A 25,178-nucleotide genomic window follows, 5' to 3' on the forward strand; every position below is an offset into this window, starting at 1 on the left:
GCTCGCACCAACCCGCCAGCCCCCCGCTTCAACCCACCAAAACCTGGGTTTTGTTCAAGGATTTCCTGCTTTAGGCCGGTCTATTTGGCGCTAAGCGCCGTCAGGGTGCGCGCTACAGTGCCAGCCCATGCGCCCACCAGCCCGGATCGTCCACATCCACAGCGAAGCTCCGCCCAAGCCACCCGCCGGGGCCGCTTGCAATGGCTGCGGCCTTTGCTGTTTGTCAGAACCCTGCCCCTTGGGCGGGCTGGCCAGTCGCCGCTGGCACGGGCCCTGCACAGCACTGCGCTGGAGCGAGCCCGAGCGGCTTTACCGCTGCGGCATGCTCAGCCAGCCTTGGCAGGCCCTGGGCTGGCCTGCGCACTGGCCCATGCCTGAGTTTTTGAACCAAGTCCTGGTCGCCGTGGCAAGGCGTTGGATTGCCGCGGGCATAGGTTGCGACGCAGACTTACAGAGCGAACAGGCTACGGACAAGTCATAGGCATGGACCGCGCAGCAGGTGGCTAGCATGCAGACTCCCAAGACCAAGAGGAGTTTTTGCATGCCCCCCTCACGCAAGTTTCACGCTCTGCTGTTGAGCTTGAGCCTCATCGCAGCCGCCGCCAGTACGCATGCAACGTCGCTGCGCTGGGCCGCACAGAACGACATCCTGACGCTAGACCCGCATTCTCAAAACCACAACGCCACCAACGCCATCTCCCAGCACGCCTACGAGGGGCTGACGCGCTACAACAAGTCCTACCAAGTCGAGCCCGCGCTGGCCACGAAGTGGACTTACATCAGCCCCACCCAGGTGCGCTTTGAGCTGCGCAAGGGCGTGAAATTCCACGACGGCTCGCCCTTCACCGCCGACGATGTGGTGTTCTCCTTTGGTCGCATCAAGCAGCCCAACGGCACCATGCACCCCTTTGTGGCGGGCATCACCGAGGTCAAGAAAGTCGACAGCCACACGGTGGACTTTCTGCTGGCAGCACCCAACCCCATCCTGCTGCGCGTCATCGTGGACTTCCGCATGATGAGCAAAACCTGGGCTGAGAAAAACAAGGCGTTGAACCTGCCCGACGTCAAAGCCAAAGAAGAAACCGTGGCCACGCGCAGCGCCAATGGCACGGGGCCCTACCGCATCACCGGCTGGCAGCCTGACCAGCGCGTCACCATGGTGAAAAACAAGGACTGGTGGGACGCCAAAAACGCCAGCAATGTGGACGAACTGATTTACACCCCGATCAAGTCAGACCCCACCCGCGTGGCGGCGCTGCTGTCGGGCGACATTGACCTGCTGACCGACATCCCGACGCAGGACGTGGCGCGGCTCAAGTCTGACCCCAAGCTGCAGGTGGTCGAAGGCAACGAGATTCGCACCATCTTCATCGGCATGGACCAGGGCAGCGATCAGCTCAAGAACTCCAGCGTGCAGGGCAAAAACCCCTTCAAGGACAAGCGCGTGCGCGAAGCCTTGTCGCTGGCCATTGATCGCGAGGCCATCCGTCGTGCCACCATGCGTGGCCTGTCCATGCCCGCGGGCATCATGGTGGCGCCGGGGGTGAACGGAAACAGCCCGGACATCGACATCCCCACCAAGGCCGACCCTGAGCGCGCCAAGAAGCTGCTGGCCGAAGCCGGCTACCCCAGCGGCTTTGAAGTGCCTTTCAACTGCCCGAACAACCGCTACGTCAACGACGAAGAAATTTGCCTGGCAGTGACCTCGATGTGGAGCAAGGTGGGCATCAAAGCCAAGCTGCAGGCCGAGCAGTTCTCGATCTACAGCCCCAAGCTTCAGGCCTTTGAATACCAGCTCTTCTTGTACGGCTGGGGCGTGCCCACCTACGACGCGCTCTACACGCTTCAGGCCTTGGCTCGCACCCGCAGCGGCGGCGCCGACGGCAGCGGCAACTACTTCCGCATCAGCGACGCCAAGCTGGACAAGATCATCGACTCAGCCAAGGTGGAGGGCGATGTCGCCAAGCGCAACGCACTGCTGCGCGAGGGCCTGAGCCATGTGCGGGATGAGGTGCTGTTCGTCCCCATTCACCACCAGGTCCGCCCCTGGGTGATGAAGAAGAACGTGCAAACCCCGCACCGCTCAGACGACCGCCCCGAAGGGCGCTTCACCAGCGTTCAATAAGGCGAGGCCAGTGCCAGGCGCTGCCGAGCCGCCTGGTACTGGCTGAGCAGCTGGCTCACCAACTCGGCCGTGGGCTGCACACGCGTGATGCTGCCTATGCCCTGCCCGCAACCCCAGATGTCTTTCCAGGCCTTGGCCGCCGCAGCGCTGCCAAAGTTCATTTGGCTGGGGTCGCTCTGCGGCAGTTGGTCGGGGTCCATTCCTGCATTCACGATGGAGCCACGCAGGTAGTTGCCATGCACGCCCGTGAAGAGGTTGGTGTAGACGATGTCGTCGCTGTCGCTGTCCACCACCATCTGTTTGTAGGCCTGCGCCGCGCGGGCCTCTTCGGTGGCGATAAAGGCCGAGCCGATATAGGCCAAATCCGCCCCCATGGCCTGCGCTGCCAAAATGGCATCGCCACTGGCAATCGCGCCGGAGAGCGCCAGCGGGCCTTGGAACCACTGGCGGATTTCCTGAATCAGCGCAAACGGGCTTTTCACGCCCGCATGCCCACCGGCCCCAGCCGCCACGGCGATCAGCCCATCAGCGCCCTTCTCTACGGCCTTGTGCGCAAAGCGGTTGTTGATCACGTCGTGCAGCACCAAGCCGCCCCAGCTGTGCACGGCTTGGTTCACGTCCTCGCGCGCACCCAGCGAGGTGATGACCAGCGGCACCTTGAAGCGCGCGCACACGGCCATGTCCTGCTCCAACCGATCGTTGCTCTTGTGCACGATCTGGTTGATGGCAAAAGGCGCTGCGGGTCGATCGGGGTGAGCGCGGTCGTGCGCGGCCAAGCTCTCAGTGATCTCCGCCAGCCAGTCCTCCAGCTGCGAAGCCGGCCTGGCGTTGAGCGCAGGCATGGAGCCCACGATGCCCGCTTTGCACTGCGCCACCACCAGCTGCGGTGTGCTGATGATGAACATGGGGGCCGCAACGACCGGCAGCTGCAGGCGTTTGAACAAAGCAGGAAGGGCCATGGTGATGACTCCGTGAGTGGTCAGAATTGGTCCAGGGCCAAAGCCATCAGGCTGTCGCCGCCCTGCACGGCGCTGTCGCGCTGCACCAGTGCTCGCGGCAGGATGTGCTCGGCATAGAAGTGCGCTGTGGCAATCTTGGCTTGCAAAAAGGCTGTGTCCGCCGTGGGGTCGGCTTGCAGCATGTCGTGCGCCGCCAGCAGCGAGCGCGCCAATTGCCACCCCGCCATGAGATTGCCAGCCAGCAGCAGATAGGGCACGGAAGCCCCGTAGGCGGCATTGGGGTTTTGACGCCCGTTCTCCACCAAGAAGGCGACCACATCCAGGAAGGCCTGACGCGCGTGCGCCAGCGCTTGCGCAATGGATTGAGCCGCAGCGCTGGGGTGCGCGCGCAGCGCGGCTTCGGTTTCTTCAATCTGCACGGCAATGCCACGCGCCACGGCGCCGCCATCGCGCAGGGTTTTGCGCCCCACCAAATCGTTGGCCTGGATGGCCGTCGTGCCCTCGTAAATGGGCAAGATGCGCGCGTCGCGGTAGTACTGGGCCGCCCCGGTTTCCTCGACAAAGCCCACGCCACCGTGCACCTGCACGCCCAGCGAGGTCACTTCCAAACTCATCTCGGTGCTGTAGCCCTTGACCAGCGGCACCATGAATTCGTAGAAGGCCTGTGCCTGGCGACGGGTGTCAGCGTCTTCATGGTGCTTGGCCATGTCGTAGGCCGCAGCGGCGTCGATGGCCATGGCACGGCAGCCCTCGACCAGCGCGCGCTGCACCATCAACATGCGCCGCACATCGGGGTGGTGAATGATGGGAGCCGCAGCCGGCAAAGAGCCATCAACGGGCCGCGACTGTACACGCTCACGCGCAAAGTTCACTGCCTTTTGATAGGCGCGATCAGCCACCGCAATACCTTGAATGCCCACGGCAAAGCGCGCGGCGTTCATCATGATGAACATGTACTCCAGGCCGCGGTTTTCCTCGCCGATGAGCGTACCGATAGCGCCGCCCTTGTCACCGAACTGCAGCACGGCCGTGGGGCTGGCCTTGATGCCCAGCTTGTGCTCGATGGAGATGCAATGCACATCGTTGCGCTCGCCCAGGCTGCCGTCGTCATTCACCAGGAATTTGGGCACCAAGAACAGGCTGATGCCTTTCACCCCTTCGGGCGCACCCGGCACGCGGGCCAGCACGAGGTGAGCGATATTGCTCGCCATATCGTGCTCGCCGTAGGTGATGAAGATTTTGGTGCCAAAGACTTTGTAGCGCCCATCGCCCAAGGGTTCGGCGCGCGTGCGCACCTGCGCCAAGTCCGAGCCGGCTTGTGGCTCGGTGAGGTTCATGGTGCCCGTCCACTCACCGCTGATGAGCTTGGGCAGGAAGCGTGCCTTTTGCGCATCGCTGCCAGCCACCAGCAGCGCCTCGATAGCGCCATCCGTCAGCAAAGGGCACAGAGCAAAACTGAGGTTGGCTGCGTTGACCATCTCTGCACAAGCCGTGCCAATGGTTTTTGGCAAGCCCTGCCCCCCAAATTCCACCGGATGCTGCAGACCTTGCCAGCCGCCTTGTGAGAACTGAGCAAACGCCTCCTTGAAGCCTGGCGTGGTCTTCACCTGACCCGGCTGCACCATGCTGGATGGCTGCTGATCGCCCGTCCAGTTCAGCGGGGCAATCACGTCTTCGTTCAGGCGCGCGGCTTCTTCCAGCACGGCCTGCGCGGTGTCCAAGCCATGGTCAGCAAAGTCCGGGATTTGCTCGGACAACATTTGCAAACCTGCCAAGGCTCGCATGTTGAAGAGCATGTCTTTGACGGGGGCGCGATAGCTCATTCTTTGACTCCCTCAGATGGAAAAAAGGCGCCGACTCAAGCAGCGGCGCCTTTGGGTGTTACCGATTCACTGCGGTGTGCTCGGCGGTGGGCCCGCTCATGCGGGCATGGCACTCAAAGGCTGTTCACCAGCTCCGGAACAGCGGCGAACAGGTCCGCCTCAAGGCCATAGTCGGCCACAGAGAAGATGGGGGCTTCGGGGTCTTTGTTGATGGCCACGATGACCTTGGAGTCCTTCATGCCCGCCAAGTGCTGAATGGCACCGCTGATGCCGCACGCCACGTAGAGCTGCGGCGCCACGATCTTGCCGGTTTGACCCACCTGCCAGTCGTTGGGCGCGTAGCCCGCGTCCACAGCCGCGCGGGATGCACCCAGCGCCGCACCGAGCTTGTCGGCCAGCGGTGTGAGCACGGCGTCGAACTGCTCCGAAGAACCCAGGGCGCGCCCACCCGAGACGATGATCTTGGCCGAGGTCAGCTCAGGCCGGTCGCTCTTGGTGACTTCGCGGCCCACAAACTGGCTCTTGCCACTGTCAGCCACGGCGGCAACGCTCTCCACTGGGGCGCTGCCGCCGGCAGCTGGTGCCGCATCAAAACCCGTGGTGCGCACGGTGATGACCTTCACCGCATCGCCCGACTGCACGGTAGCAATGGCGTTGCCCGCGTAGATGGGGCGCTCAAAGGTGTCAGCCGAGAGCACCTTGGTGACATCGCTGAGCTGCGCCACATCCAGCAAGGCCGCGACGCGAGGCGCCACGTTTTTGCCCGAAGCCGTTGCCGGAAAGAGGATGTGGGTGTGGCCAGCGGCCAGGGCCACCACCTGGGCGGCGAGGTTCTCGGCCAAGCCGTCAGACAGATGGGCTGCATCAGCGTGCAGCACCTTGGCCACACCAGCAATTTGGGCCGCCGCGGCCGCAGCAGCCGCTGCGTTATGGCCAGCCACCAGCACGTGGACAGGCGCACCACAGGCCGCAGCAGCCGTGATGGTGTTCAAGGTGGAGGCTTTGATCGACTGGTTGTCGTGTTCCGCAATAACAAGTGCGCTCATGAAACGATCTCCGAATACTGAATGGACGAAACAAGGGCCTCAGATGACCTTGGCTTCTGTCTTGAGCTTGTTCACCAGGGTGGCCACATCCGGCACCTTCACACCCGCACCGCGCTTGGCGGGCTCTTCCACCTTCAGCGTTTTGATGCGCGGCGCCACGTCCACACCCAGGTCAGCGGGCGTCACGGTGTCGAGCTGCTTTTTCTTGGCCTTCATGATGTTGGGCAGCGTCACGTAACGCGGCTCGTTCAGGCGCAAGTCGGTCGTCACCACCGCGGGCAAGCTCAGCGACACGGTCTCCAAGCCGCCGTCGACTTCGCGTGTCACGGCCACCTTGCCGTCGGCCACTTCGACCTTGGAGGCAAAAGTACCCTGGGGCAGGCCAGTCAGCGCCGCCAGCATTTGGCCGGTCTGGTTGCAGTCGTCGTCAATCGCCTGCTTGCCCAAAACCACCAGCTGCGGTTGCTCTTTGTCCACCAGGGCCTTGAGGATCTTGGCCACAGCCAGGGGCTGCAGCTCCACATCGGTCAGCACATGGATGGCGCGGTCTGCACCGATGGCCATGGCCGTGCGCAGGGTTTCCTGGCACTGCGTCACGCCGCAGGAAACAGCCACGACTTCGGTGACGACGCCCTTTTCCTTGAGACGAACAGCCTCTTCCACGGCGATTTCGTCAAACGGATTCATCGACATCTTGACGTTGGCGACATCCACGCCAGTACCGTCACTCTTGACGCGAACCTTGACGTTGTAGTCGACAACACGTTTGACAGGAACCAATACCTTCATCGAAGCACTCCAAAGCGGATTGACGTAAACGTTAATCGGATTCTACGGGCCTGCATTCGCGTCCCCGCCCGGTGCATCTCGGGATTGCGCCGGAAATTCCCGAAACAAAAACGAACGATCGTTCTATTTATAGAGTGCCACGAAGCGATGCCAGCGTCTAGACTGCCGCCCCATGACGTGGCAACAAACTTCACCAAACCCCGTGCTTGAGGGGGGGATTGAGCGCCCCGCGGCCAGCATTGGTGTCTTCGATTCGGGCTTGGGTGGACTATCCGTGCTGCGCGCCCTGCGCCTGCAACTGCCCAGTGTGGGCGTGCACTACATCGCCGATAGCGCCCACGCGCCCTATGGCGACAAGCCTGCTGACCAAATCCTCGCGCGCAGCATGCTTCTGTGTGAAACGCTGTTGGAGCAGGGAGCTCAACTCATCGTGGTGGCCTGCAACACCGCCACGGTTCATGCCATTGAAGGGCTTCGCCAGCGCTGGCCGGCAGTGCCCTTTGTCGGTACGGAGCCCGGGATCAAACCCGCGGTGCAGGCCAGTAAAAATGGACGCATCGGCGTACTGGCAACTGCCGCCACGCTGGCCAGCCCAAGGTACCTGGCTTTGCGAAAGACGCACGGCGCGCAGACGCAAATCGTCGAGCAGGCCTGCGTGGGACTGGCGGATCTCATCGAAGCCAAGGGCGTCGACAGTCCCGAACTGGACGCGCTGATTCAGCGCTACTGCCAGCCCCTCGCCCAAGCCCAAGTGGACACCGTGCTGCTAGGCTGCACCCATTACCCGCTCGTGCAGACGCTGATCCAGGCGCAACTGGGGCCTCACGTGCAGCTTCTGAACGTTGAAGACGCCGTCGCTCGGCAAGCCCACAAGCTCTGGCTTCAATGGCAGACCCAACATCCCGATTGGCCAGTGAATAGCCGCATCCAACTCTGGAGCACCGGCAACACCGCTGTGCTGGACACCATGGCTCACCGCGTGCTGCCACATCTGGCAGGAGGAGCTACCCCCATCAAAACACAGGCTTTGGACGGTGGCGGCTCGCTCTATGCCCGATAACACCTGACTAGACACGAACGCTTTGCGACATGACACAGCCAGAACACTTCTGGAGATTCAGTTTTGGTGCCTGGAACGGGACTCGAACCCGTACACCCTTTTACGGGCGGCGGATTTTAAGTCCGCTGTGTCTACCGATTTCACCACCCAGGCGTCGCATTGAGATGGCCTTGCGCCAAATGTCGGCCGCATTATTGCGCAACCTGCGATCAGCGCAGGACCACTGCGCCTGAGACCGCAATACCAACCAGAAAAGAAAAAAGGAAGCTAGCAGCTTCCTTTTTGAATTTGGAGCGGGAAACGAGGCTCGAACTCGCGACCTCAACCTTGGCAAGGTTGCGCTCTACCAACTGAGCTATTCCCGCGTCGCCGGTACAGATCACCGCTGAGTATTCAGCAGAGAGCCATACCTGATGGTATGAATTTGGAGCGGGAAACGAGGCTCGAACTCGCGACCTCAACCTTGGCAAGGTTGCGCTCTACCAACTGAGCTATTCCCGCATTGTCCGTATTTTTGGAGGCGCGATCCGGAGTCGAACCGGACTAACCGGATTTGCAATCCGGGGCATAACCGCTTTGCTATCGCGCCCCAGAATCCTGGACGGGATTCTGTACGAAACAGAAAATCAAATTTTCCGCTTCGATAAAAAAGGGAAGCCGGGGCCTCCCTTTCAAGAACCTGGAGCGGGAAACGAGGCTCGAACTCGCGACCTCAACCTTGGCAAGGTTGCGCTCTACCAACTGAGCTATTCCCGCATACATTCTCTCGAACGTCAGCACAATCTAGCAGCATATTGCGTTTCCGCTTTCTGCAGCTCGTCTGCGCTGAAGCCGAGAGTATAGAACGTTTTTTGGCGTCCGCGCAAGAGTTTTTGGCTCAATGCTTCAAAGAATCTGCCTTGTCCGTGGAGACAGGCTCAGCCGCGACCTTCTCAGCGGTCGCAACCACGGCCACTTCCTCATCAGGCAGGGGCTGAGGTGCGGACTCCAGCGCCACTTCCAGAACGCGATCGATCCAGCGCACCGGCACGATCTCCATCTGGTTTTTGACGTTCTCTGGAATGTCCTGCAGGTCCTTGACGTTTTCTTCAGGGATCAGCACGGTTTTGACACCCCCACGATGGGCTGCCAGCAGCTTTTCCTTGAGGCCGCCAATGGCGGTGACCTCGCCTCGCAGCGTGATCTCCCCCGTCATGGCCACATCGGCGCGCACCGGAATGCCCGTCAACGCCGAGACAAAAGCCGTGGTCATGGCAATGCCTGCGCTAGGGCCATCTTTGGGCGTAGCACCATCGGGCACGTGAACGTGCACGTCACGCTTTTCAAAGAGCTCGTCTTTGATGCCCAGGCGCCGTGCGCGCGAGCGCACCACGGTGCGTGCAGCCTCGACCGACTCCTTCATGACGTCGCCCAAGGAGCCGGTGCGGATGATGTTGCCCTTGCCGGTCAAAGCCGTGGCCTCGATGGTGAGCAAGTCGCCACCAACTTCCGTCCACGCCAGACCCACCACTTGGCCGATCTGGTTCTGCTTCTCGGCGCGACCAAAGTCGAACTTGCGCACACCCAGGAAGTCGTTGAGGTTGTCCTCAGTCACAACGACCTTCTCGACATAAGTCTTGAGCTGCAAGCCTTTGACGACCTTGCGGCAGATCTTGGAGATCTCACGCTCGAGCGAGCGCACGCCAGCTTCGCGGGTGTAGTAACGAATCACGCCGCGAATGGCACCTTCGGTGACTTCCAGCTCCTCGTCCTTCACGCCGTTGTTGCCGCGCTGTTTGGGCAGCAGGTAGCGCTGCGCAATCGAAACCTTTTCGTCTTCCGTGTAGCCGGACAGACGAATGACTTCCATGCGATCCAGCAGTGCCGGCGGAATATTGAGCGAGTTGGACGTGGCCACAAACATCACATCGGAGAGGTCGAAATCGACTTCGATGTAGTGGTCAGCAAAAGTGTGGTTCTGCTCCGGATCGAGCACCTCCAGCAGCGCCGATGACGGGTCGCCGCGGAAGTCCATGCCCAGCTTGTCGATTTCATCGAGCAAGAAGAGCGGATTTCGCGTGCCCACCTTGGTCAGAGACTGCAGCACCTTGCCCGGCATGGAGCCGATATAGGTGCGGCGGTGACCGCGGATCTCGGCCTCGTCACGCACACCACCCAGCGCCATACGGACGAACTTGCGCCCGGTCGCACGCGCCACCGACTGACCCAGCGAGGTCTTGCCCACGCCAGGGGGGCCGACCAGGCAAAGAATCGGCGCCTTGACCTTGTCGACGCGCTGCTGCACCGCGAGATATTCCAAGATGCGTTCTTTGACCTTCTCCAGACCAAAGTGGTCTTCGTTCAAGACGGCTTCGGCGTTGGTCAGGTCATGTTTGATCTTGGTCTTCTTGCTCCAGGGCAGATTGACCAAGGTGTCGATGTAGTTGCGCACCACGGTGGCCTCAGCCGACATGGGCGACATCAGCTTGAGCTTTTTGAGCTCACCTTCGGCCTTTTTGCGCGCCTCTTTGGTCATGCGGGCGGCCTGGATTTTCTTCTCCAGCTCTTCGAGGTCTGCACCCTCTTCGCCGTCACCCAATTCCTTTTGGATGGCCTTGACCTGCTCATTGAGGTAGTACTCGCGCTGGCTCTTTTCCATCTGCCGCTTGACGCGGCCACGGATGCGCTTTTCCACCTGCAGGATGTCGACCTCGTGCTCCAGCAGATCCAGCAGCTTTTCCAAGCGCTTGGCCACATCGGACAAGTCCAGCACGGCCTGCTTGGCATCAAGCTTGAGGGGCAGGTGCGCCGCAATCGTGTCCACCAGCCGGCCCGCATCGTCGATACCGGCAATGGAGGTCAGGATTTCGGGCGGGATCTTTTTGTTCAGCTTGACGTACTGGTCAAACTGTTGCGTCACAGCGCGGCGCAGCGCCTCGACCTCGGGCAGCTCATCGCTCACGGGCAAGATGGGCAGCACTTCGGCTGAGAAATGCTCTTCGGCGTCAGTGATCTTGCGCGTGCTCGCACGCTGCAGGCCCTCCACCAACACTTTGACCGTGCCATCGGGCAGCTTGAGCATTTGCAAGATGCTCGAGATGCAACCCATCTCGAACATATCGTCGGGCTTGGGCTCGTCCTTGCCTGCGGCCTTTTGGGCCACGAGCATGATTTGCCGCCCAGCCTCCATCGCTGCTTCCAGTGCGCGAATGGATTTGGGGCGCCCGACAAAGAGCGGGATCACCATATGCGGAAACACCACCACATCGCGCAGCGGTAAAAGCGGCAGCGTGACAGGTTCCGCGGGCAGCAGGGGATGACCAGACATGAAAACCTCTCTTTCTCAGTCCCATGTGAGGACTGAGCTCAAAAATTTCAAGGTGCGCAGCGCGCAAATGCAGGCTGACTCAGAACCACGCCCTGCCCTTCAAGCTGCGACAGATGGCCATTAGGCGCTCGCCTTGGCCTTGCTATCGCGGTACACCAACAAGGGTTTGCTGTCTTCTTCGATGTTGTGTTCGTCCAGCACCACTTTCGAGACGCCCTCCATCGACGGGAGTTCAAACATCGTATCGATCAGCGAGTGCTCCATGATGGAGCGCAGACCACGGGCGCCGGTCTTGCGCTCCAGCGCTTTGCGGGCGATAGAAGCCAACGCAGTCGGGCGCACTTCCAGCTCCACGCCGTCCATGGCAAAGAGCTGCTGGTACTGCTTGACGAGCGCGTTCTTGGGCTCGGTCAGGATTTGCACGAGCGCGTCTTCGGTCAGCTCGTTGAGCGCCGCCACCACGGGCAGGCGTCCGACAAGCTCGGGGATCAGGCCGAACTTGATGATGTCGCCAGGCTGAACCTCGCGGAACAGGTCGGAGACACGCTTGTCACTCTTGCTCTTGACCGAAGCACCAAAGCCGATGCCCGACTTTTCGGATCGGTTCTGGATGACCTTCTCCAAACCGTCAAACGCGCCGCCGCAGATGAACAGAATGTTGGTCGTGTCGATCTGCAAAAAGTCTTGGTTGGGGTGCTTGCGACCACCTTGGGGTGGGACAGACGCCAAAGTACCTTCCACCAACTTGAGCAGTGCCTGCTGAACGCCCTCGCCCGACACGTCGCGGGTGATGGAGGGGTTGTCCGCCTTGCGGGAAATTTTGTCGATTTCGTCGATGTACACAATGCCACGCTGGGCACGCTCGACGTCGTAATTGCAGTTCTGCAGCAGCTTCTGGATGATGTTCTCGACATCCTCACCCACATAGCCGGCTTCGGTCAGCGTGGTGGCGTCGGCAATCACGAAGGGGACGTTGAGCACCCGTGCCAGCGTTTGCGCCAGCAGGGTCTTGCCCGAACCCGTGGGGCCGATGAGCAAGATATTGCTCTTGGACAGCTCGACGCCATCCTTGACTTCCGCCCCATGACGCAAGCGCTTGTAGTGGTTGTAGACCGCCACGGAGAGCGTCCGCTTGGCAACATCCTGGCCAATCACGTACTGATCTAGCGTTGCCTTGATCTCAGAGGGCACGGGCAGGTCTGACTTGCTGGCCCGGCTGGCTGGCGTGTCCGCAGGCACTTCATCGCGGATGATGTCGTTGCACAGTTCGATGCACTCATCGCAGATGAATACAGAGGGCCCAGCGATCAGTTTTTTGACCTCATGCTGACTCTTTCCGCAGAACGAGCAGTAGAGGACCTTTTCGCTGGAGTTGCCTTTTTTGTCGGCCATGGGTGTGCTGCGTAGTTCTCAGGCAAGGTGCCTGCAATGATGATAGTTCATGTACCGAGACTCCTCCCCTTGGAAAAAGAAGGCCCTTAGCCGCCCTGTTGGGAGACTCAAAAAGAGGAGTTCGGTGCTGCCGATACGTCAGCCGCGCTTATCGACCACCTGGTCAATCAGCCCATAGGTCTGGGCCTCTTGCGCAGACATGAAGTAGTCGCGCTCGGTGTCGGCTTGGATTTTTTCCAGCGGCTGCCCGCTGTTTTGAGCCAGGATGCGGTTGAGCTGGTCGCGCGTCTTCAAGATCTCGCGGGCGTGGATCTCGATGTCCGTGGCCTGCCCTTGGGCGCCGCCCAAAGGCTGGTGAATCATGATCTTGGAGTTCGGTAGCGCAAAACGCTTGCCCTTGGCTCCAGCCGACAGCAAGAACGCACCCATGCTTGCCGCCATGCCCATACACAGGGTGCTGACGTCAGGCTTGATGAAATTCATGGTGTCGAAAATCGACATCCCCGCCGAAACACTGCCGCCGGGCGAGTTGATGTAGAGCGAGATGTCCTTGTCCGGGTTCTCGCTCTCCAGGAACAAGAGCTGGGCCACCACCAAATTGGCTGTGGCGTCGTTGACGGGACCGACCAGAAACACAATGCGCTCGCGCAGCAGTCGGCTGTAGATGTCATAGGCGCGCTCACCGCGGCCCGATTGCTCGATGACGATAGGGACCATGCCCAAATTGCTTGTATCCAGCGCGCTCATATATTCCTCTGATCAACACATGCAAGCATTATGTGGCCGGACCCGGCCACCTACGATCCGGCAATAAAACGTCAAAAGGGCGCCCGCCTCTCGGCTCGGCGCCCTCTGGGCGTTAACCCAGGCGCAACAAACTGCTGCGCACCGGGTCAGCTGGCGCCATCAAGCGGCAGCCATCAGCTCGTCAAAGCCCAGGGCCTTGTCGGTGAGCTTGACCTTGGCCAGCACGAACTCGGTGACGTTGTTCTCAATCACCACGGCTTCGACTTCAGCCATGCGCTGGCGGTCGGACAGGTACCAGCGCACCACTTCAGCAGGCTTCTCGTAGCTTTGCGAGATTTCCTCGATGTGAGCTTGCAGCTGCTCGGGCTTGGCTTGCAGATTGTTGGCCTTGACCAACTCAGCCACCACCAGACCCAGACGCACGCGACGCTCAGCTTGGGCCGAGAACATCTCGGTGGGGATAGGCGCCTTGTCGGCGTCCTTCATGCCACGCTTCTTGAGGTCTTCACGAGCCGCAGCCACCATGCGCTCGGCTTCGCCTTCGACCAGCGCCTTGGGCACGTCGAGTTCAGCCGTGGCCACCAGGGCGTCCATGGCCGCGGCCTTGTTGCGGGCCAGCACGCGGAACTTCACTTCACGCTCGAGGTTCTTGCGGATGTCAGCGCGCAGTGCTTCGATGGTGGCGTCCTTGACACCCAGGCCCTTGGCAAATGCGTCGTTAACTTCAGGCAGGTGCTGGGCTTCGATCTTCTTGACGGTCACCAGGAAGTCGGCTTCTTTGCCGGCCACATCCTTGCCGTGGTAGTCCTCAGGGAAAGCCAGCGGGAAGGTCTTGGACTCGCCAGCCTTCATGCCACGCACGGCCTTTTCAAAGGCTTCCAGCATTTGGCCTTCGCCCAGCAGGAATTGGAAAGCTTCAGCCTTGCCGCCAGGGAAGGTTTCGCCGTCGATCTTGCCTTCGAAGTCGATGGTGACGCGGTCGCCATCTTGAGCGGCGTCTGCAGCGCCACGTTGGGCAAAGCTGCGGCGCTGCTTGCGCAGGATTTCGACGGTCTTGTCGATAGCTTCTTCGGTCACATCGCTGCTGACGCGCTCGACTTCAGCGGCAGACAGGTCACCGATCTTGACTTCGGGGTAGACCTCGAAGGTGGCTTCGAACGACAGCTGACCTTCAGCGGACTCGTCCTTCTGAGCAATGCGGGGCATGCCAGCCACACGCAGCTTGGCCTCGTTGGCCGCAGCGGAGAAGGCTTCGCCGAGTTGGTCGTTCACCACTTCGTATTGCACGGAAGCGCCGTAGCGCTGGGCCACGAAGGACATCGGCACCTTGCCGGGACGGAAACCGTCAGCCTTGACGGTGCGAGCCAGCTTCTTCAGCCGGGTCTCGACTTCGCTGTTGATGTCAGCGGCCGCCAGCGTGAGGATGATGCGGCGTTCGAGCTTTTCGAGAGTTTCGACGGTGACAGCCATAGTGGACTCTGAGCAGTTGAGATGGTGCGCGGGGCCGGACTCGAACCGGCACGCCCGTGAAGGCGTCAGGACCTAAACCTGGTGCGTCTACCAATTTCGCCACCCGCGCTTTGGGTTGGGCAGACTGCGGCTGACGCTCCCCAAAGCCACGGCAACATCGCTCATGGCCCCTCAAGCATCGCTGCAGTGCTGCTGCGATTCGGCAAACCGGAGATTGTAGCGGCTTACACAGGACATTCCGAGGCCACAATCGCGGGCGTGAATTCCAAGCACTACGAAAACTTTCCGGTCGCCTCATGGCTGTGCCCGCCTGCCCAAAGGGCGGACGTGATGGCGCTGTACCGATTCGCCCGCACGGCCGACGATTTGGCCGATGAAGGCGAGGCTTCAACGCAAACACGGCAAGAGGCCTTGCGCCGCTACCGTCAAGACTTGCGCCTGTGTTTGAGCGGCGGCCAGCCCGAAGGCCCGTGGACTCAAGATGTGTTCGCCCCGCTGACAGCCAGCCATGCCCGTAGACACTGGCCGATTGCGCTGCTTGAGGACTTGCTCGACGCTTTCGAGCAAGACCTCCTCGTCCATCGCTACGCCAGCCGCACGGAGGTGCTCGACTACTGCCGCCGTTCAGCCAACCCGGTGGGCCGCCTGCTGCTGCACCTCTGGGGGGTGAAGGACCCCGCCTCACTGCGCCAATCGGACGCCATTTGCAGCGCGCTGCAACTCATCAACTTCTGGCAGGACTTGAGTGTCGATGGGCCGCGTCAGCGCCTCTATGCCCCGCTGGAAGACCTGCAACGCCACGGCGTCACGGCACCGGAGCTCATCGGCTTGCGCGACAGCCCGGCCGCGCGAGCACTGATCAAAGACCTGTGCGACTGGGCCCGAGCACTGATGCACGAGGGCGCATCCCTGCCATTGCAGCTGGGCGGGCGTGTCGGTTGGGAACTGCGCTTGGTGGTACAAGGCGGCCTGCGAATTTTGGACAAACTCGAGAACATGCAATTCGCCGCTTTGCTCCAACGCCCAACCCTCTCGACGTGGGATTGGCCCTTGCTGCTGTGGCGCGCTGGGCGCATGCCTGCAACCACCGCCCTCACCGCCCAGGAGCCCGCATGACGCCTGAACAATACGTGCAGACCAAAGCAGCGCGCAGCGGTTCAAGCTTTTATTACGCCTTTCTTTTCCTGCCGCCGCCGCGCCGCGCTGCCATCACCGCTTTCTATGCCTTTTGCAGAGAAGTGGACGATGTGGTGGACGAGACCAGCGACCCCAGCGTCGCGGCATCCAAGCTGGCTTGGTGGCGCGCCCAGGTGCTGCAGTCTTTTGAGGGCCGCCCAGAGCACCCCGTGATGCGCGCGCTGATGCCGCACTGCCCGCTCTACCAGATTCAGGCCGAGCACCTGCTTCAAGTCATCGAAGGCTGCCAGATGGATCTGGAGCAGACGCGCTACTTAGACTTTGCCAACCTGCAGCGCTATTGCCACCTGGTGGCAGGCGTGGTGGGGGAAGTGGCCTGCAATATTTTTGGCCGCCAAAGCGAGCAAACCCTCGCCTACGCGCACAAGCTGGGCCAAGCCCTACAGCTGACCAACATCATTCGCGACGTCGGCGAAGACGCCAGGCGCGGACGCATCTACCTGCCCGTCAATGAACTGCAACGCTTTGGCGTGAAGGCCAATGAGCTGCTGATGCGCGAGTCCCCTTGGGGTTACAGCGATCGATTTGAGCAGCTGATGCAGTTTCAAGCACAGCGCGCCCACGCGCTCTACGACGAAGCGCTCGCCCTGCTGCCGCAATGCGACCGTCGCACCCAAAAGCCCGGCCTCATGATGGCGCACATCTACCGAACCTTGCTCGAAGAAATCGAAGCCGAGCAGTTTCGCGTGCTGCACCAGCGCATTGGCCTGACACCGCTGCGCAAACTCTGGATTGCCATGCGCACCAACTGGCGCGGGCGCTGATGCCCAAGCGCTCGGTGATTGTGGTGGGCGGCGGCTGGGCTGGCTTGGCCGCTGCCGTGCAATGCTGTGAACTGGGCTTGGCGGTCACCCTGCTGGAAACTGCCCCACAGCTTGGCGGCAGAGCCCGCAGCCTCGCCGACGGCGGACTGGACAACGGCCAGCACATTCTCATCGGCGCCTATCAGGAAACCCTGCGCCTCATGCAGCGCGTGGGCGTCTCGGAGGCGCAAGCATTTCTCCGCCAACCCCTTGTGCTGCATTACTCCGACGGCCCACGCCTGCAACTCCCTGCAGGATGGTCGCCCTCGCTGGCATTGTTGGCAGGCCTCCTCTGGGCCCAACATTGGCCCTGGCGCACCCGCATCAGCCTCTTGCGCACCGCCTTGTCTTGGCGTTTGCGCGGTTTTCAATGCCCCAGTGATTGGACGGTGCAGCAGCTATGCCAAGGCATGGATTCGCTGGCTTGGTCTGAATTTGTGGCGCCGCTATGTGTGGCAGCGCTGAACACGCCGGCTGATCGCGCCAGCGCACAAGTCTTTTTGCGCGTGCTGCGCGACGCACTCTTGACGGTACGTGGTGGCTCGGATTTGCTGCTACCCAAAGTTTCTTTGGCCGACTTGCTACCCAACCCTGCAACACGCTGGCTGCAAGTACAAGGCGCACAGCTGCACACCCGCACACGCGTCTTGGCCCTAAGTCGGCATGCCGCCGACAAAGCCTGGGTCGCAGAGACCAGCCAGGGGCCGTTTGAGGCCGACGGCCTCATCCTGGCCTGCAGCAGCAGCGAGGCAGCAGCGCTGCTTCACACCCTCTGCCCGCAATGGGGCGAGGAGTGTGCGGCGCTAAGTTTTGAGCCCATCGTCACGGTGTACCTGGAGCGGCCTGGGGCACAGCTGCCGGCACCCATGCTGGCCCTCCATGAGGGGCCTGACGCACCGGCACAATTCCTCTTTGACTTGGGGCAGATCGGCCACAAGCCAGGGCTTTTCAGCGCGGTGGTTAGCGGCGCATCCGGCTGGATGGAGGACGGCCTGAACCACTGCGCTCAGGCCGTAGTCCTGCAGTTGCATCGACAACTCGGATGGCCGCTGGACGTCAGGGTGGTTCAGTCCATTTGCGAAAAGCGAGCCACCTTTGCCTGCACACCGCAGTTACAGCGGCCTAGCGGGCAGCCAGGACCCAAGGGGCTGGCTGTGGCTGGCGACTACATCCAAGGACCCTACCCAGCCACACTGGAGGGCGCAGTCAGGAGCGGCCTGAGTGCCGCTCGTCACCTTCACGCAGAACTGAGCACTTAGCCAAGCGCCAAAGCGCATGCGCGCCTGTGCACTCAGAACGGCGCGGGGGTGGGCGCGAACGGCGCCGCCAGTGGGTCGCCAACAAACACGCTCTGCGCGGGCCAAGCCACACTGCGCCAATAGGTTTCCAGCGCCGTAGCCCCTTGCACATAGCTCACCATCAGCACCTGGGGATGCGGGAATTTCTGCAAGTGATTGCAGGGCTCAGACACCGTGCCATGGCTGGCCGTCGCCCCTGCCTCAATCCATGCCAAAGCGCTCATCTGCTCACCCGCAGCGGTGTTGGCATCCAGAACACCGCCGGCCGAAGTCAGGTGATCAGCGAGTGCACCCGGCAGCCAATCGATTTTGTTCAGGCCTGCCACATGCGTAGCACCCGTGAGGTAAATCAGGGTGCGCGGCATCTGCTCCAGGCCCGGCGGGTTTTGGGCGATCACACGCTGCACCGTCATGCGCCGCAAGCGGGCGCCGTGCTCCGGGAACAGAGAGCTGCGTACGCTGCGCGCGGCATCCGATGTTGTCTCCAAGTAGACATTGACGTTGCCCGCGAATTGCCCGGCCAGGCTTGAGTCGGACGCCAAGCCACGGTCAATCAGCGCCTTAGCCCCTTCCACCGTTGGCGCCGCCAACAGCATGGAAGGACGCAGCCCCAAGTCTTGCGCAGGCCTATGCCCCCAGTAGTTGAAATAGGGCGAAGGCTTGCTGGGGCTGCAACTGGCCTCGCACAGCTCGCGCTGAAACCCCAGAGCGAGTGCTGAAGTGATGGAGTTGCACTCCACAGCATAGGGCTTGCTCCAGGCCAGCGCCAAGCCCTGAATCTCAAGCCCGAGCTTGGCCCGCAAATCAGCCTGCAGCTTCTCAAATTCTGCGGCACTCAGAACAGGCTTGGCAGGAAAGCTCACCCGCAACACCTGCCGCTCGGAAAGTTTGCGTTGCTTTTGGTAGTACTCGCCGACCTGCACTGAGTAGGGGTCTGATGTATTGATGACCAGTCCGATTTGCGCTGGCAACAACCGCCCCCTCACGCGCGGCAATTGCTGCTGCGCCCTGGCCGCATCCGGCGCTGACGCCGCCACGCCCGATGGAACTCCAGCAACTGGGGCAGATGCTGCAGATGGGGTCACTACTCCGGGGGATTGAGCCAGCGCCAGAATGTTACAAAAGAGCAACACAACCCCGAGAAAGACCAGGGCGCTTGCCTTGCGGCGAACGCCACGAGGAGCTGACATCAAGTTGGCATTCATTTCTCGTTGTGAAATCGTTTCCACGGTGCAGCCTTCAAGCAACGCGCAACAATGCAGAGCAAATTTCGCGATGCAAAATAGTTCCCATACTTACACGCTGTAACTCTATGAAAAAAACAGAATTACAGACCCCCGCCATTCAGGTACTCGAGCGAATGTTCACACTACTTGACGTGTTGGCAAGGCATCAGGATCCAGTGTCGCTCAAGCAGATCAGCGAAGCCACCGGTCTGCACCCCTCAACTGCGCACCGAATACTGAACGATTTGACTTTGGGGCGCTTTGTTGACCGCCCCGAAGCCGGGAGCTACCGACTCGGCATGCGTTTGCTGGAGCTTGGCAATCTGGTCAAGGCGCGCCTTGACGTGCGTGAGGCCGCTATTGGCCCCATGCGCGAGTTGCACAAACTCACCATGCAGCCGGTCAATCTCTCAGTGCGCCAAGGCGACGAAATCGTCTACATCGAACGCACCTACAGCGAGCGCTCGGGCATGCAGGTGGTTCGCGCCGTCGGTGGCAGAGCCCCATTGCATCTCACCTCTGTAGGCAAGTTGTTCTTGGCCAGCGACGATCCTCAGCGCGTACGCGCGTATGCCACACGCACCGGACTGGCGGGCCACACTCGCAACAGCTTGACGGACTTGACCAGGTTGGAACGTGAGATGGCTAGCGTTCGCCAACGCGGCATCGCGCGGGACGACGAGGAGCTGGAGCTGGGAGTGCGCTGCATGGCAGCAGGCATATTTGACGATCAAGGCAAACTGATCGCGGGTTTGTCAATCTCGGCCCCTGCGGATCGTCTCGAAGAGGCATGGCTTCCCAAGCTCAAGGAGACAGCTGCCAGAATTTCTGCGTCCCTAGGCTACGCAGGGCACTGAGCGCAGCACTGCCGGGCAGATTGGGGGGGGGCTCGCGTCGAGCAGCTCGCGACGGGAACCGCACCCGGGAAACAGCAAGAGATCAGGGACGCGTGCTCGATGGCGCAACCAGCCATTTGCGCACCCGCTCAGCATCACCAATACGAGAATATTTGCCGGCCGAATCCAAAAACACCATGATGAGTTTGCGCCCGGCCAACTGTGCCTGCATCACAAGGCACTGACCAGCCTCATTGATAAAGCCGGTTTTTTGCAGGCCAATATCCCAGTCGGACTTGCGCACCAAACCATTGGTTGTGCGGAACTGCATCTGGTGACGGCCGACGTCCACAACATGCTCTTTGGACGTGGAGTACTCGCGCAACAGCGGGAACTGATGGGCCACCTTGACCAACTGCGCCAAGTCCTTGGCGCTGGACTGGTTGTTGCTGGACAACCCCGTGGGCTCCACGAAATGCGTGTCTGCCATACCCAACGCACGCGCCTTGGTGTTCATGGCGTGCACGAATGCACCCAAGCCCCCGGGGAAATGCCGACCCAACGCATTGGCGGCACGATTTTCAGACGACATCAAGGCCAAGTGCAGCAGCTCACCACGCGTGAGCTGGGTGCCTATGCTCAGCCGTGAGTGGGTGCCCTTCTCTGTGTCACGGTCTTCTTCCGTGATGGTGAGCACTTCGTCGAGCGATTGCCCGGCCTCAACCACCAGCAGCGCCGTCATCAGCTTGGTAATTGAAGCGATGGGGAGCACGGCTCGAGGATTCTTGGCAAACAGAACCTCGTTGGTGTCTTGGTCCAACACCAAGGCCACGCTGGATTTCAAATCCAACGGGTCATCAACCGTATGCAGTCCGTAAATCTTGCCAAACGACATCGGTGCAGCCACCGCGACTGTAGCGACAGCCGCCTTGCGAGTTTTCCGTTGAGCAGGTTTGGCAGGGCGATAAGACTTGGATTTGGCGCGAGTTTCCGATTTGGCCGAACGGCTTTGGGCCGAGGCTTCCTGCGCAGGGGCCACACTTGCGAGGCCCACGAGGGTCAGGCTCAGTGCAGCACTGCATGTCCAAGTTTTGAATAACTTCAAATGCTTCCCCTCAAATGCAGGTCCAGTGTATAGCACGCAAGAATTTGGCTCAATATCAATAACTTAAGAGCATGTCTTGAAGTCAAAACACGGTCACATGCCGCACACCGACCGCCCTGCTGGTCTGATTGACCGGTCAAGGCAGGCCGGACTCAACCTTGAGCAGCCACACGCTCAATATTGCTTTGCAGCTTGTTGAGCGCACCCAAATAGGCTTTGGCGGATGCAATCACGATATCCGGGTCAGCGCCAACGCCGTTGACCACACGGCCGCCATGTTGCAAGCGAACCGTCACCTCGCCCTGCGATTCTGTGCTCCCGCTGGTAATGGCATTGACGGAATAGAGCACCAGTTCAGCGCCACTTTGGACGGCGGACTCGATGGCCTTCATCACAGCGTCCACGGGACCGTTGCCACTGCTGGCGGTGCGCAGTTCCCTATCACCCGCACTGAACACCACCTCCGCATGCGGCAACTCACCCGTTTGCGAGCGCTGCTGCATGGACAGCAAGCGGTAGTGCTCATGCGCTTGATCGGCAGACTCCTCCATCACCAGGGCAATGATGTCCTCGTCGAAGATTTCCGCCTTGCGGTCGGCCAAGTCTTTGAAACGCTGGAAGGCCGCATTGATTTCAGCCTCGGACTCCAACACCACACCGAGCTCCTGCAAGCGCTGCCTGAACGCATTGCGCCCCGAAAGCTTGCCAAGCACGATTTTGTTGGCGCTCCAACCCACGTCTTCGGCGCGCATGATTTCGTAGGTGTCACGGGCCTTGAGCACGCCATCTTGGTGAATGCCCGAGGCATGGGCAAAGGCGTTGGCACCCACCACAGCCTTGTTGGGCTGAACCACAAAGCCTGTGGTCTGACTGACCAAGCGTGAGGCCGGCACGATTTGCGAGGTGTCGATGCCCAACTCCAGCCCGAAGTAGTCGCGGCGTGTACGCACGGCCATGACGACTTCCTCGAGCGAACAGTTGCCCGCGCGCTCACCCAAGCCGTTGATGGTGCATTCAATCTGGCGCGCGCCGCCCAGCTTGACGCCAGCGAGCGAGTTGGCCACCGCCATGCCCAAGTCGTTGTGGCAATGCACGGACCACACAGCCTGATCGGAATTGGGCACACGCTCACGCAGCTTGCGAATGAATTCGCCGAACAACTCCGGCACGGCATAGCCCACCGTGTCAGGGATGTTGATGGTGCGAGCGCCCTGCGCGATCACGGTCTCGATGACACGAGCAAGAAAGTCCGGGTCGGAGCGGTAGCCATCTTCCGGCGAGAACTCGATGTCCCCGCACAAATTGCGGGCGAAACGCACCGAAAGACGCGCCTGCTCCAGCACCTGTTCGCGGCTCATGCGCAGCTTCTTCTCCATGTGCAATTCGCTGGTGGCAATGAAGGTGTGAATGCGCGAACTCGCGGCCCCCTGCAAGGCCTCGGCGGCCCTGGAAATATCGCGATCGTTGGCGCGCGCCAGCGAGCACACCGTGCTGTCTTTGATGGCCTGAGCAATAGCCCGGACGGCCTCGAAGTCACCGTTGCTAGACGCTGCAAACCCCGCCTCGATCACGTCGACCCTCAAGCGCTCCAGCTGTCTGGCAATGCGTAGCTTCTCGTCCTTCGTCATCGACGCGCCGGGAGACTGTTCTCCATCGCGCAAGGTGGTATCGAAGATGATCAGCTTGTCAGCCATAAGGATCTCCAAGAAGGCTGGGTTGAAAGATAGGAAAGGCAGGAGACGAAAACAAAAAGGCCCGCGAAGCAATTGCTTGGCGGGCCGGTGATGTTGAATTTGTCTAGACGTGAACCATCAACGCGCCCTGGGCACGCTGGATAGTAGGAACAGGCAAAAGTTCAGCATCGTGCGAATTTAGCACACCGCGCAGCGGGTGCTTATTGGTGCAGACCCTTTTCATCGGGCTCATCGGTGGACACCGCAATCACGCTCACAGGTTTGCCTTTGGCACGCTTCACTGCGTACACCACATAGCCTGAAAGCCCATAGAGGCAAAACAAGCCGAACAGCACGATGGGCGGGTGGATGTTGACCACCGCGATGCCCAGTGCAATGGCCACGATCACCACAAAGGGCACGGTGCGTTTGAGGCCCACATCTTTGAAGCTGTAAAACGGCGCGTTGGTCACCATGGTCAGGCCCGCAAATAGCGTGACGGCAAAGGCCAACCACGCGAGCTCCGGAATAGCGTCGACTTGCCTGAAGCCCGCATCGTCTGCCACCCAAATCAAGCCCACTACCAGCGCGGCAGCAGCGGGACTTGGCAACCCCTGGAAGAAGCGCTTATCAACCACGCTGATATTGGTGTTGAAGCGCGCCAGACGCAGCGCCGCACCGGCGCAATAGACAAAGGCCGCAATCCAACCGAGTTTGCCCAGGCCTTTGAGGGCCCACTCGTACATGATGAGCGCCGGCGCAGCGCCAAAAGACACCATGTCCGAGAGGCTGTCCATCTGCTCGCCAAAAGTGCTTTGCGTGCCCGTCATGCGCGCCACGCGCCCGTCCAGACTGTCGAGCACCATGGCGCAAAACACGCCGTAGGCCGACAGCTCGAAACGGCCATTCATGGCCATGACCACGGCATAGAAGCCACCAAACAAGGCCGCCAAGGTGAAGAGATTGGGCAGCACGTAGATGCCCTTGCGGCGCGGTCTCGGAGGCGCGCAGGATTCATCGTCATCAGACCCGGGAGGGGAAGAGCTCAAGTCATTCATGGGCGGGAAGGATACCCCAGCGTTCAAGTGAACATGCCGCACTTCACAGTGCGGCATGCGGGGTTCACCCCCGTGTTGCCAGGGGTGTGCTTGCGGGATGCGCAGCTCAGTTCTTGCTCTTGTCCACGAGCTTGTTGGCCTTGATCCAAGGCATCATGGCGCGCAGCTGCTCGCCCACCTGCTCAATGGGATGCTCAGCGGTCAAGCGACGACGGCTGATGAGGGTGGGCGCACCAGCCTTGTTCTCAAGAATGAAGCTCTTGGCGTATTCGCCCGTCTGAATGTCCTTGAGGCACTGGCGCATGGCGTCCTTGGTGGCCGCCGTCACCACACGGGGGCCCGTCACGTACTCACCATACTCGGCGTTGTTCGAGATGGAGTAGTTCATGTTGGCAATGCCGCCCTCGTAGATGAGGTCCACGATGAGCTTGAGTTCATGCAGGCACTCGAAGTAAGCCATTTCGGGCGCATAGCCAGCCTCAACCAGGGTCTCAAAGCCTGCCTTGATCAACTCCACGGCGCCGCCGCAAAGCACGGCTTGTTCGCCGAAGAGATCCGTTTCCGTTTCCTCGCGGAAGCTGGTTTGGATGATGCCGGCCTTGCCGCCGCCATTGGCCGCAGCGTAGGACAGTGCCAGATCGCGCGCGCGGCCGGTCTGATCTTGGTAGACCGCGATCAGGTGGGGCACGCCGCCGCCTTGGCGGTAGGTGTTGCGCACGGTGTGGCCGGGCGCTTTGGGAGCCACCATCCAGACGTCCAAATCGGCACGGGGCTGAACTTGGCCGTAGTGCACATTGAAGCCATGGGCAAATGCCAGCGAAGCGCCCGGCTTGATGTGGGGCTCGACATCCTTGCGGTAGACCTCGGCGATTTGCTCATCAGGCAACAGAATCATCACCACATCGGCCGCTTTCACGGCTTCAGCGATTTCAGCCACTCGCAGCCCAGCGGCTTCAGCCTTACCCCAGGAGGCACCGCCGCGACGCAGACCCACAGTGACCTTGCAGCCGCTGTCGTGCAGGTTCAGCGCGTGGGCATGGCCTTGTGAGCCGTAGCCGATGATGGTCACGTTCTTGCCCTTGATCAGGCTGAGGTCGGCGTCCTTGTCGTAATACACGTTCATAGCAATCTCCTGAAGTACTCGGGTCAAAAAGTCTCTTGGGCCCCTGTTGGAGACGAACCTCATGCCGGGGCCACACCGAGCCAGGTTCGTAACCGGTCAGCCGCGGGGCCAACCGACGGCGGCAACACCCGCACACACGGG

General features: G+C 61.0%; 20 protein-coding genes and 6 tRNA genes. 7 read left to right on the top strand and 19 right to left on the bottom strand.

Annotated features, from left to right (window positions below):
* Positions 1–127 precede the first annotated feature (127 nt).
* Complete coding sequence (locus ACG0Z6_RS09375; RefSeq protein WP_394460697.1) at positions 128–481, top strand: hypothetical protein; 354 nt, start codon at positions 128–130, stop codon at positions 479–481.
* A 60-nt stretch (positions 482–541) separates the two neighbouring features.
* Positions 542–2,125 carry an ABC transporter substrate-binding protein gene (locus tag ACG0Z6_RS09380; RefSeq protein WP_394460699.1) on the top strand — a complete coding sequence of 528 codons (1,584 nt, stop codon included), beginning with the start codon at positions 542–544 and terminating at the stop codon, positions 2,123–2,125.
* On the opposite strand, the gene ACG0Z6_RS09385 is transcribed toward ACG0Z6_RS09380, so the two are convergent.
* The 4 genes from ACG0Z6_RS09385 to ACG0Z6_RS09400 form a co-directional block, all read right to left on the bottom strand.
* Positions 2,119–3,084, bottom strand: coding sequence for an NAD(P)H-dependent flavin oxidoreductase (locus ACG0Z6_RS09385; RefSeq protein ID WP_394460701.1), 966 nt, complete (start codon positions 3,082–3,084; stop codon positions 2,119–2,121). The two genes, ACG0Z6_RS09380 and ACG0Z6_RS09385, sit on opposite strands and share 7 nt — an antisense overlap.
* A gap of 20 nt (positions 3,085–3,104) precedes the next feature.
* On the bottom strand, positions 3,105–4,907 hold the full coding sequence (locus tag ACG0Z6_RS09390) for an acyl-CoA dehydrogenase (RefSeq protein WP_394460703.1): 1,803 nt from the start codon (positions 4,905–4,907) through the stop codon (positions 3,105–3,107).
* Positions 4,908–5,020: 113 nt separating this feature from the next.
* Complete coding sequence (locus ACG0Z6_RS09395) at positions 5,021–5,953, bottom strand: electron transfer flavoprotein subunit alpha/FixB family protein (RefSeq protein ID WP_394460705.1); 933 nt, start codon at positions 5,951–5,953, stop codon at positions 5,021–5,023.
* Positions 5,954–5,992: 39 nt separating this feature from the next.
* Positions 5,993–6,742, bottom strand: coding sequence for an electron transfer flavoprotein subunit beta/FixA family protein (locus ACG0Z6_RS09400; RefSeq protein WP_394460707.1), 750 nt, complete (start codon positions 6,740–6,742; stop codon positions 5,993–5,995).
* A 172-nt stretch (positions 6,743–6,914) separates the two neighbouring features.
* On the opposite strand from ACG0Z6_RS09400, the gene murI reads away from it, so the two are divergent.
* Entirely contained in the window at positions 6,915–7,802 is an 888-nt protein-coding gene (murI, locus tag ACG0Z6_RS09405) for a glutamate racemase (protein WP_394460709.1), read from the top strand.
* A gap of 64 nt (positions 7,803–7,866) precedes the next feature.
* Here murI and ACG0Z6_RS09410 read toward each other — a convergent pair.
* The 10 genes from ACG0Z6_RS09410 to ACG0Z6_RS09455 form a co-directional block, all read right to left on the bottom strand.
* Positions 7,867–7,955, bottom strand: a tRNA-Leu gene (locus ACG0Z6_RS09410).
* A gap of 136 nt (positions 7,956–8,091) precedes the next feature.
* Positions 8,092–8,167 (bottom strand) — tRNA-Gly (locus ACG0Z6_RS09415).
* Between the two features lie 60 nt (positions 8,168–8,227).
* Positions 8,228–8,303, bottom strand: a tRNA-Gly gene (locus ACG0Z6_RS09420).
* A gap of 14 nt (positions 8,304–8,317) precedes the next feature.
* Positions 8,318–8,391, bottom strand: a tRNA-Cys gene (locus tag ACG0Z6_RS09425).
* A 91-nt stretch (positions 8,392–8,482) separates the two neighbouring features.
* Positions 8,483–8,558: transfer RNA gene (locus tag ACG0Z6_RS09430), tRNA-Gly, on the bottom strand.
* 121 nt (positions 8,559–8,679) lie between these two features.
* Positions 8,680–11,109 (bottom strand): endopeptidase La, encoded by a 2,430-nt coding sequence (gene lon / locus ACG0Z6_RS09435; RefSeq protein ID WP_394460711.1) that lies wholly within the window; start codon positions 11,107–11,109, stop codon positions 8,680–8,682.
* Positions 11,110–11,229: 120 nt separating this feature from the next.
* A complete protein-coding gene (gene clpX, locus ACG0Z6_RS09440; RefSeq protein WP_394460713.1) occupies positions 11,230–12,501 on the bottom strand; it encodes an ATP-dependent Clp protease ATP-binding subunit ClpX in 1,272 nt (423 codons plus the stop codon).
* 138 nt (positions 12,502–12,639) lie between these two features.
* Positions 12,640–13,248 carry an ATP-dependent Clp endopeptidase proteolytic subunit ClpP gene (gene clpP, locus ACG0Z6_RS09445; protein ID WP_394460715.1) on the bottom strand — a complete coding sequence of 203 codons (609 nt, stop codon included), beginning with the start codon at positions 13,246–13,248 and terminating at the stop codon, positions 12,640–12,642.
* A gap of 159 nt (positions 13,249–13,407) precedes the next feature.
* Positions 13,408–14,718: a trigger factor gene (tig, locus tag ACG0Z6_RS09450; RefSeq protein WP_394460717.1), complete on the bottom strand. Its 1,311-nt coding sequence runs from the start codon at positions 14,716–14,718 to the stop codon at positions 13,408–13,410.
* A 22-nt stretch (positions 14,719–14,740) separates the two neighbouring features.
* Positions 14,741–14,827 (bottom strand) — tRNA-Leu (locus ACG0Z6_RS09455).
* Between the two features lie 149 nt (positions 14,828–14,976).
* On the opposite strand from ACG0Z6_RS09455, the gene hpnC reads away from it, so the two are divergent.
* Genes hpnC through hpnE form a run of 3 tightly spaced genes read left to right on the top strand, consistent with a single transcriptional unit; the run spans position 14,977 to position 17,977 of the window.
* Positions 14,977–15,834, top strand: coding sequence for a squalene synthase HpnC (gene hpnC / locus ACG0Z6_RS09460; RefSeq protein ID WP_394460720.1), 858 nt, complete (start codon positions 14,977–14,979; stop codon positions 15,832–15,834).
* Entirely contained in the window at positions 15,831–16,679 is an 849-nt protein-coding gene (gene hpnD / locus ACG0Z6_RS09465) for a presqualene diphosphate synthase HpnD (protein ID WP_394460722.1), read from the top strand. Before hpnC ends, hpnD begins: the two co-directional genes overlap by 4 nt.
* Positions 16,679–17,977: a hydroxysqualene dehydroxylase HpnE gene (hpnE, locus tag ACG0Z6_RS09470; protein ID WP_394460724.1), complete on the top strand. Its 1,299-nt coding sequence runs from the start codon at positions 16,679–16,681 to the stop codon at positions 17,975–17,977. The genes hpnD and hpnE overlap by 1 nt, the downstream gene beginning before the upstream one ends.
* Positions 17,978–18,009: 32 nt before the next feature.
* On the opposite strand, the gene ACG0Z6_RS09475 is transcribed toward hpnE, so the two are convergent.
* The gene (locus ACG0Z6_RS09475) at positions 18,010–18,990 is read right to left on the bottom strand and encodes a TIGR03790 family protein (protein ID WP_394460726.1); all 981 of its coding nucleotides are present in this window, start codon (positions 18,988–18,990) and stop codon (positions 18,010–18,012) included.
* Between the two features lie 338 nt (positions 18,991–19,328).
* On the opposite strand from ACG0Z6_RS09475, the gene ACG0Z6_RS09480 reads away from it, so the two are divergent.
* Complete coding sequence (locus ACG0Z6_RS09480) at positions 19,329–20,099, top strand: IclR family transcriptional regulator (RefSeq protein ID WP_394460728.1); 771 nt, start codon at positions 19,329–19,331, stop codon at positions 20,097–20,099.
* A gap of 82 nt (positions 20,100–20,181) precedes the next feature.
* On the opposite strand, the gene pbpG is transcribed toward ACG0Z6_RS09480, so the two are convergent.
* The 4 genes from pbpG to ilvC all read right to left on the bottom strand — a co-directional run bounded on the left by pbpG (position 20,182) and on the right by ilvC (position 25,037).
* The gene (gene pbpG / locus ACG0Z6_RS09485; protein ID WP_394460730.1) at positions 20,182–21,183 is read right to left on the bottom strand and encodes a D-alanyl-D-alanine endopeptidase; all 1,002 of its coding nucleotides are present in this window, start codon (positions 21,181–21,183) and stop codon (positions 20,182–20,184) included.
* 152 nt (positions 21,184–21,335) lie between these two features.
* Complete coding sequence (locus ACG0Z6_RS09490) at positions 21,336–22,877, bottom strand: 2-isopropylmalate synthase (RefSeq protein WP_394460732.1); 1,542 nt, start codon at positions 22,875–22,877, stop codon at positions 21,336–21,338.
* A gap of 200 nt (positions 22,878–23,077) precedes the next feature.
* Positions 23,078–23,914, bottom strand: coding sequence for a CDP-diacylglycerol--serine O-phosphatidyltransferase (pssA, locus tag ACG0Z6_RS09495; RefSeq protein WP_394460734.1), 837 nt, complete (start codon positions 23,912–23,914; stop codon positions 23,078–23,080).
* A gap of 106 nt (positions 23,915–24,020) precedes the next feature.
* Positions 24,021–25,037 carry a ketol-acid reductoisomerase gene (ilvC, locus tag ACG0Z6_RS09500; RefSeq protein WP_394460736.1) on the bottom strand — a complete coding sequence of 339 codons (1,017 nt, stop codon included), beginning with the start codon at positions 25,035–25,037 and terminating at the stop codon, positions 24,021–24,023.
* Positions 25,038–25,178: the final 141 nt, after the last annotated feature.

This window comes from Roseateles rivi, from assembly GCF_043555845.1.
GTDB classification, from domain to species: Bacteria; Pseudomonadota; Gammaproteobacteria; order Burkholderiales; family Burkholderiaceae_C; genus Roseateles; species Roseateles rivi.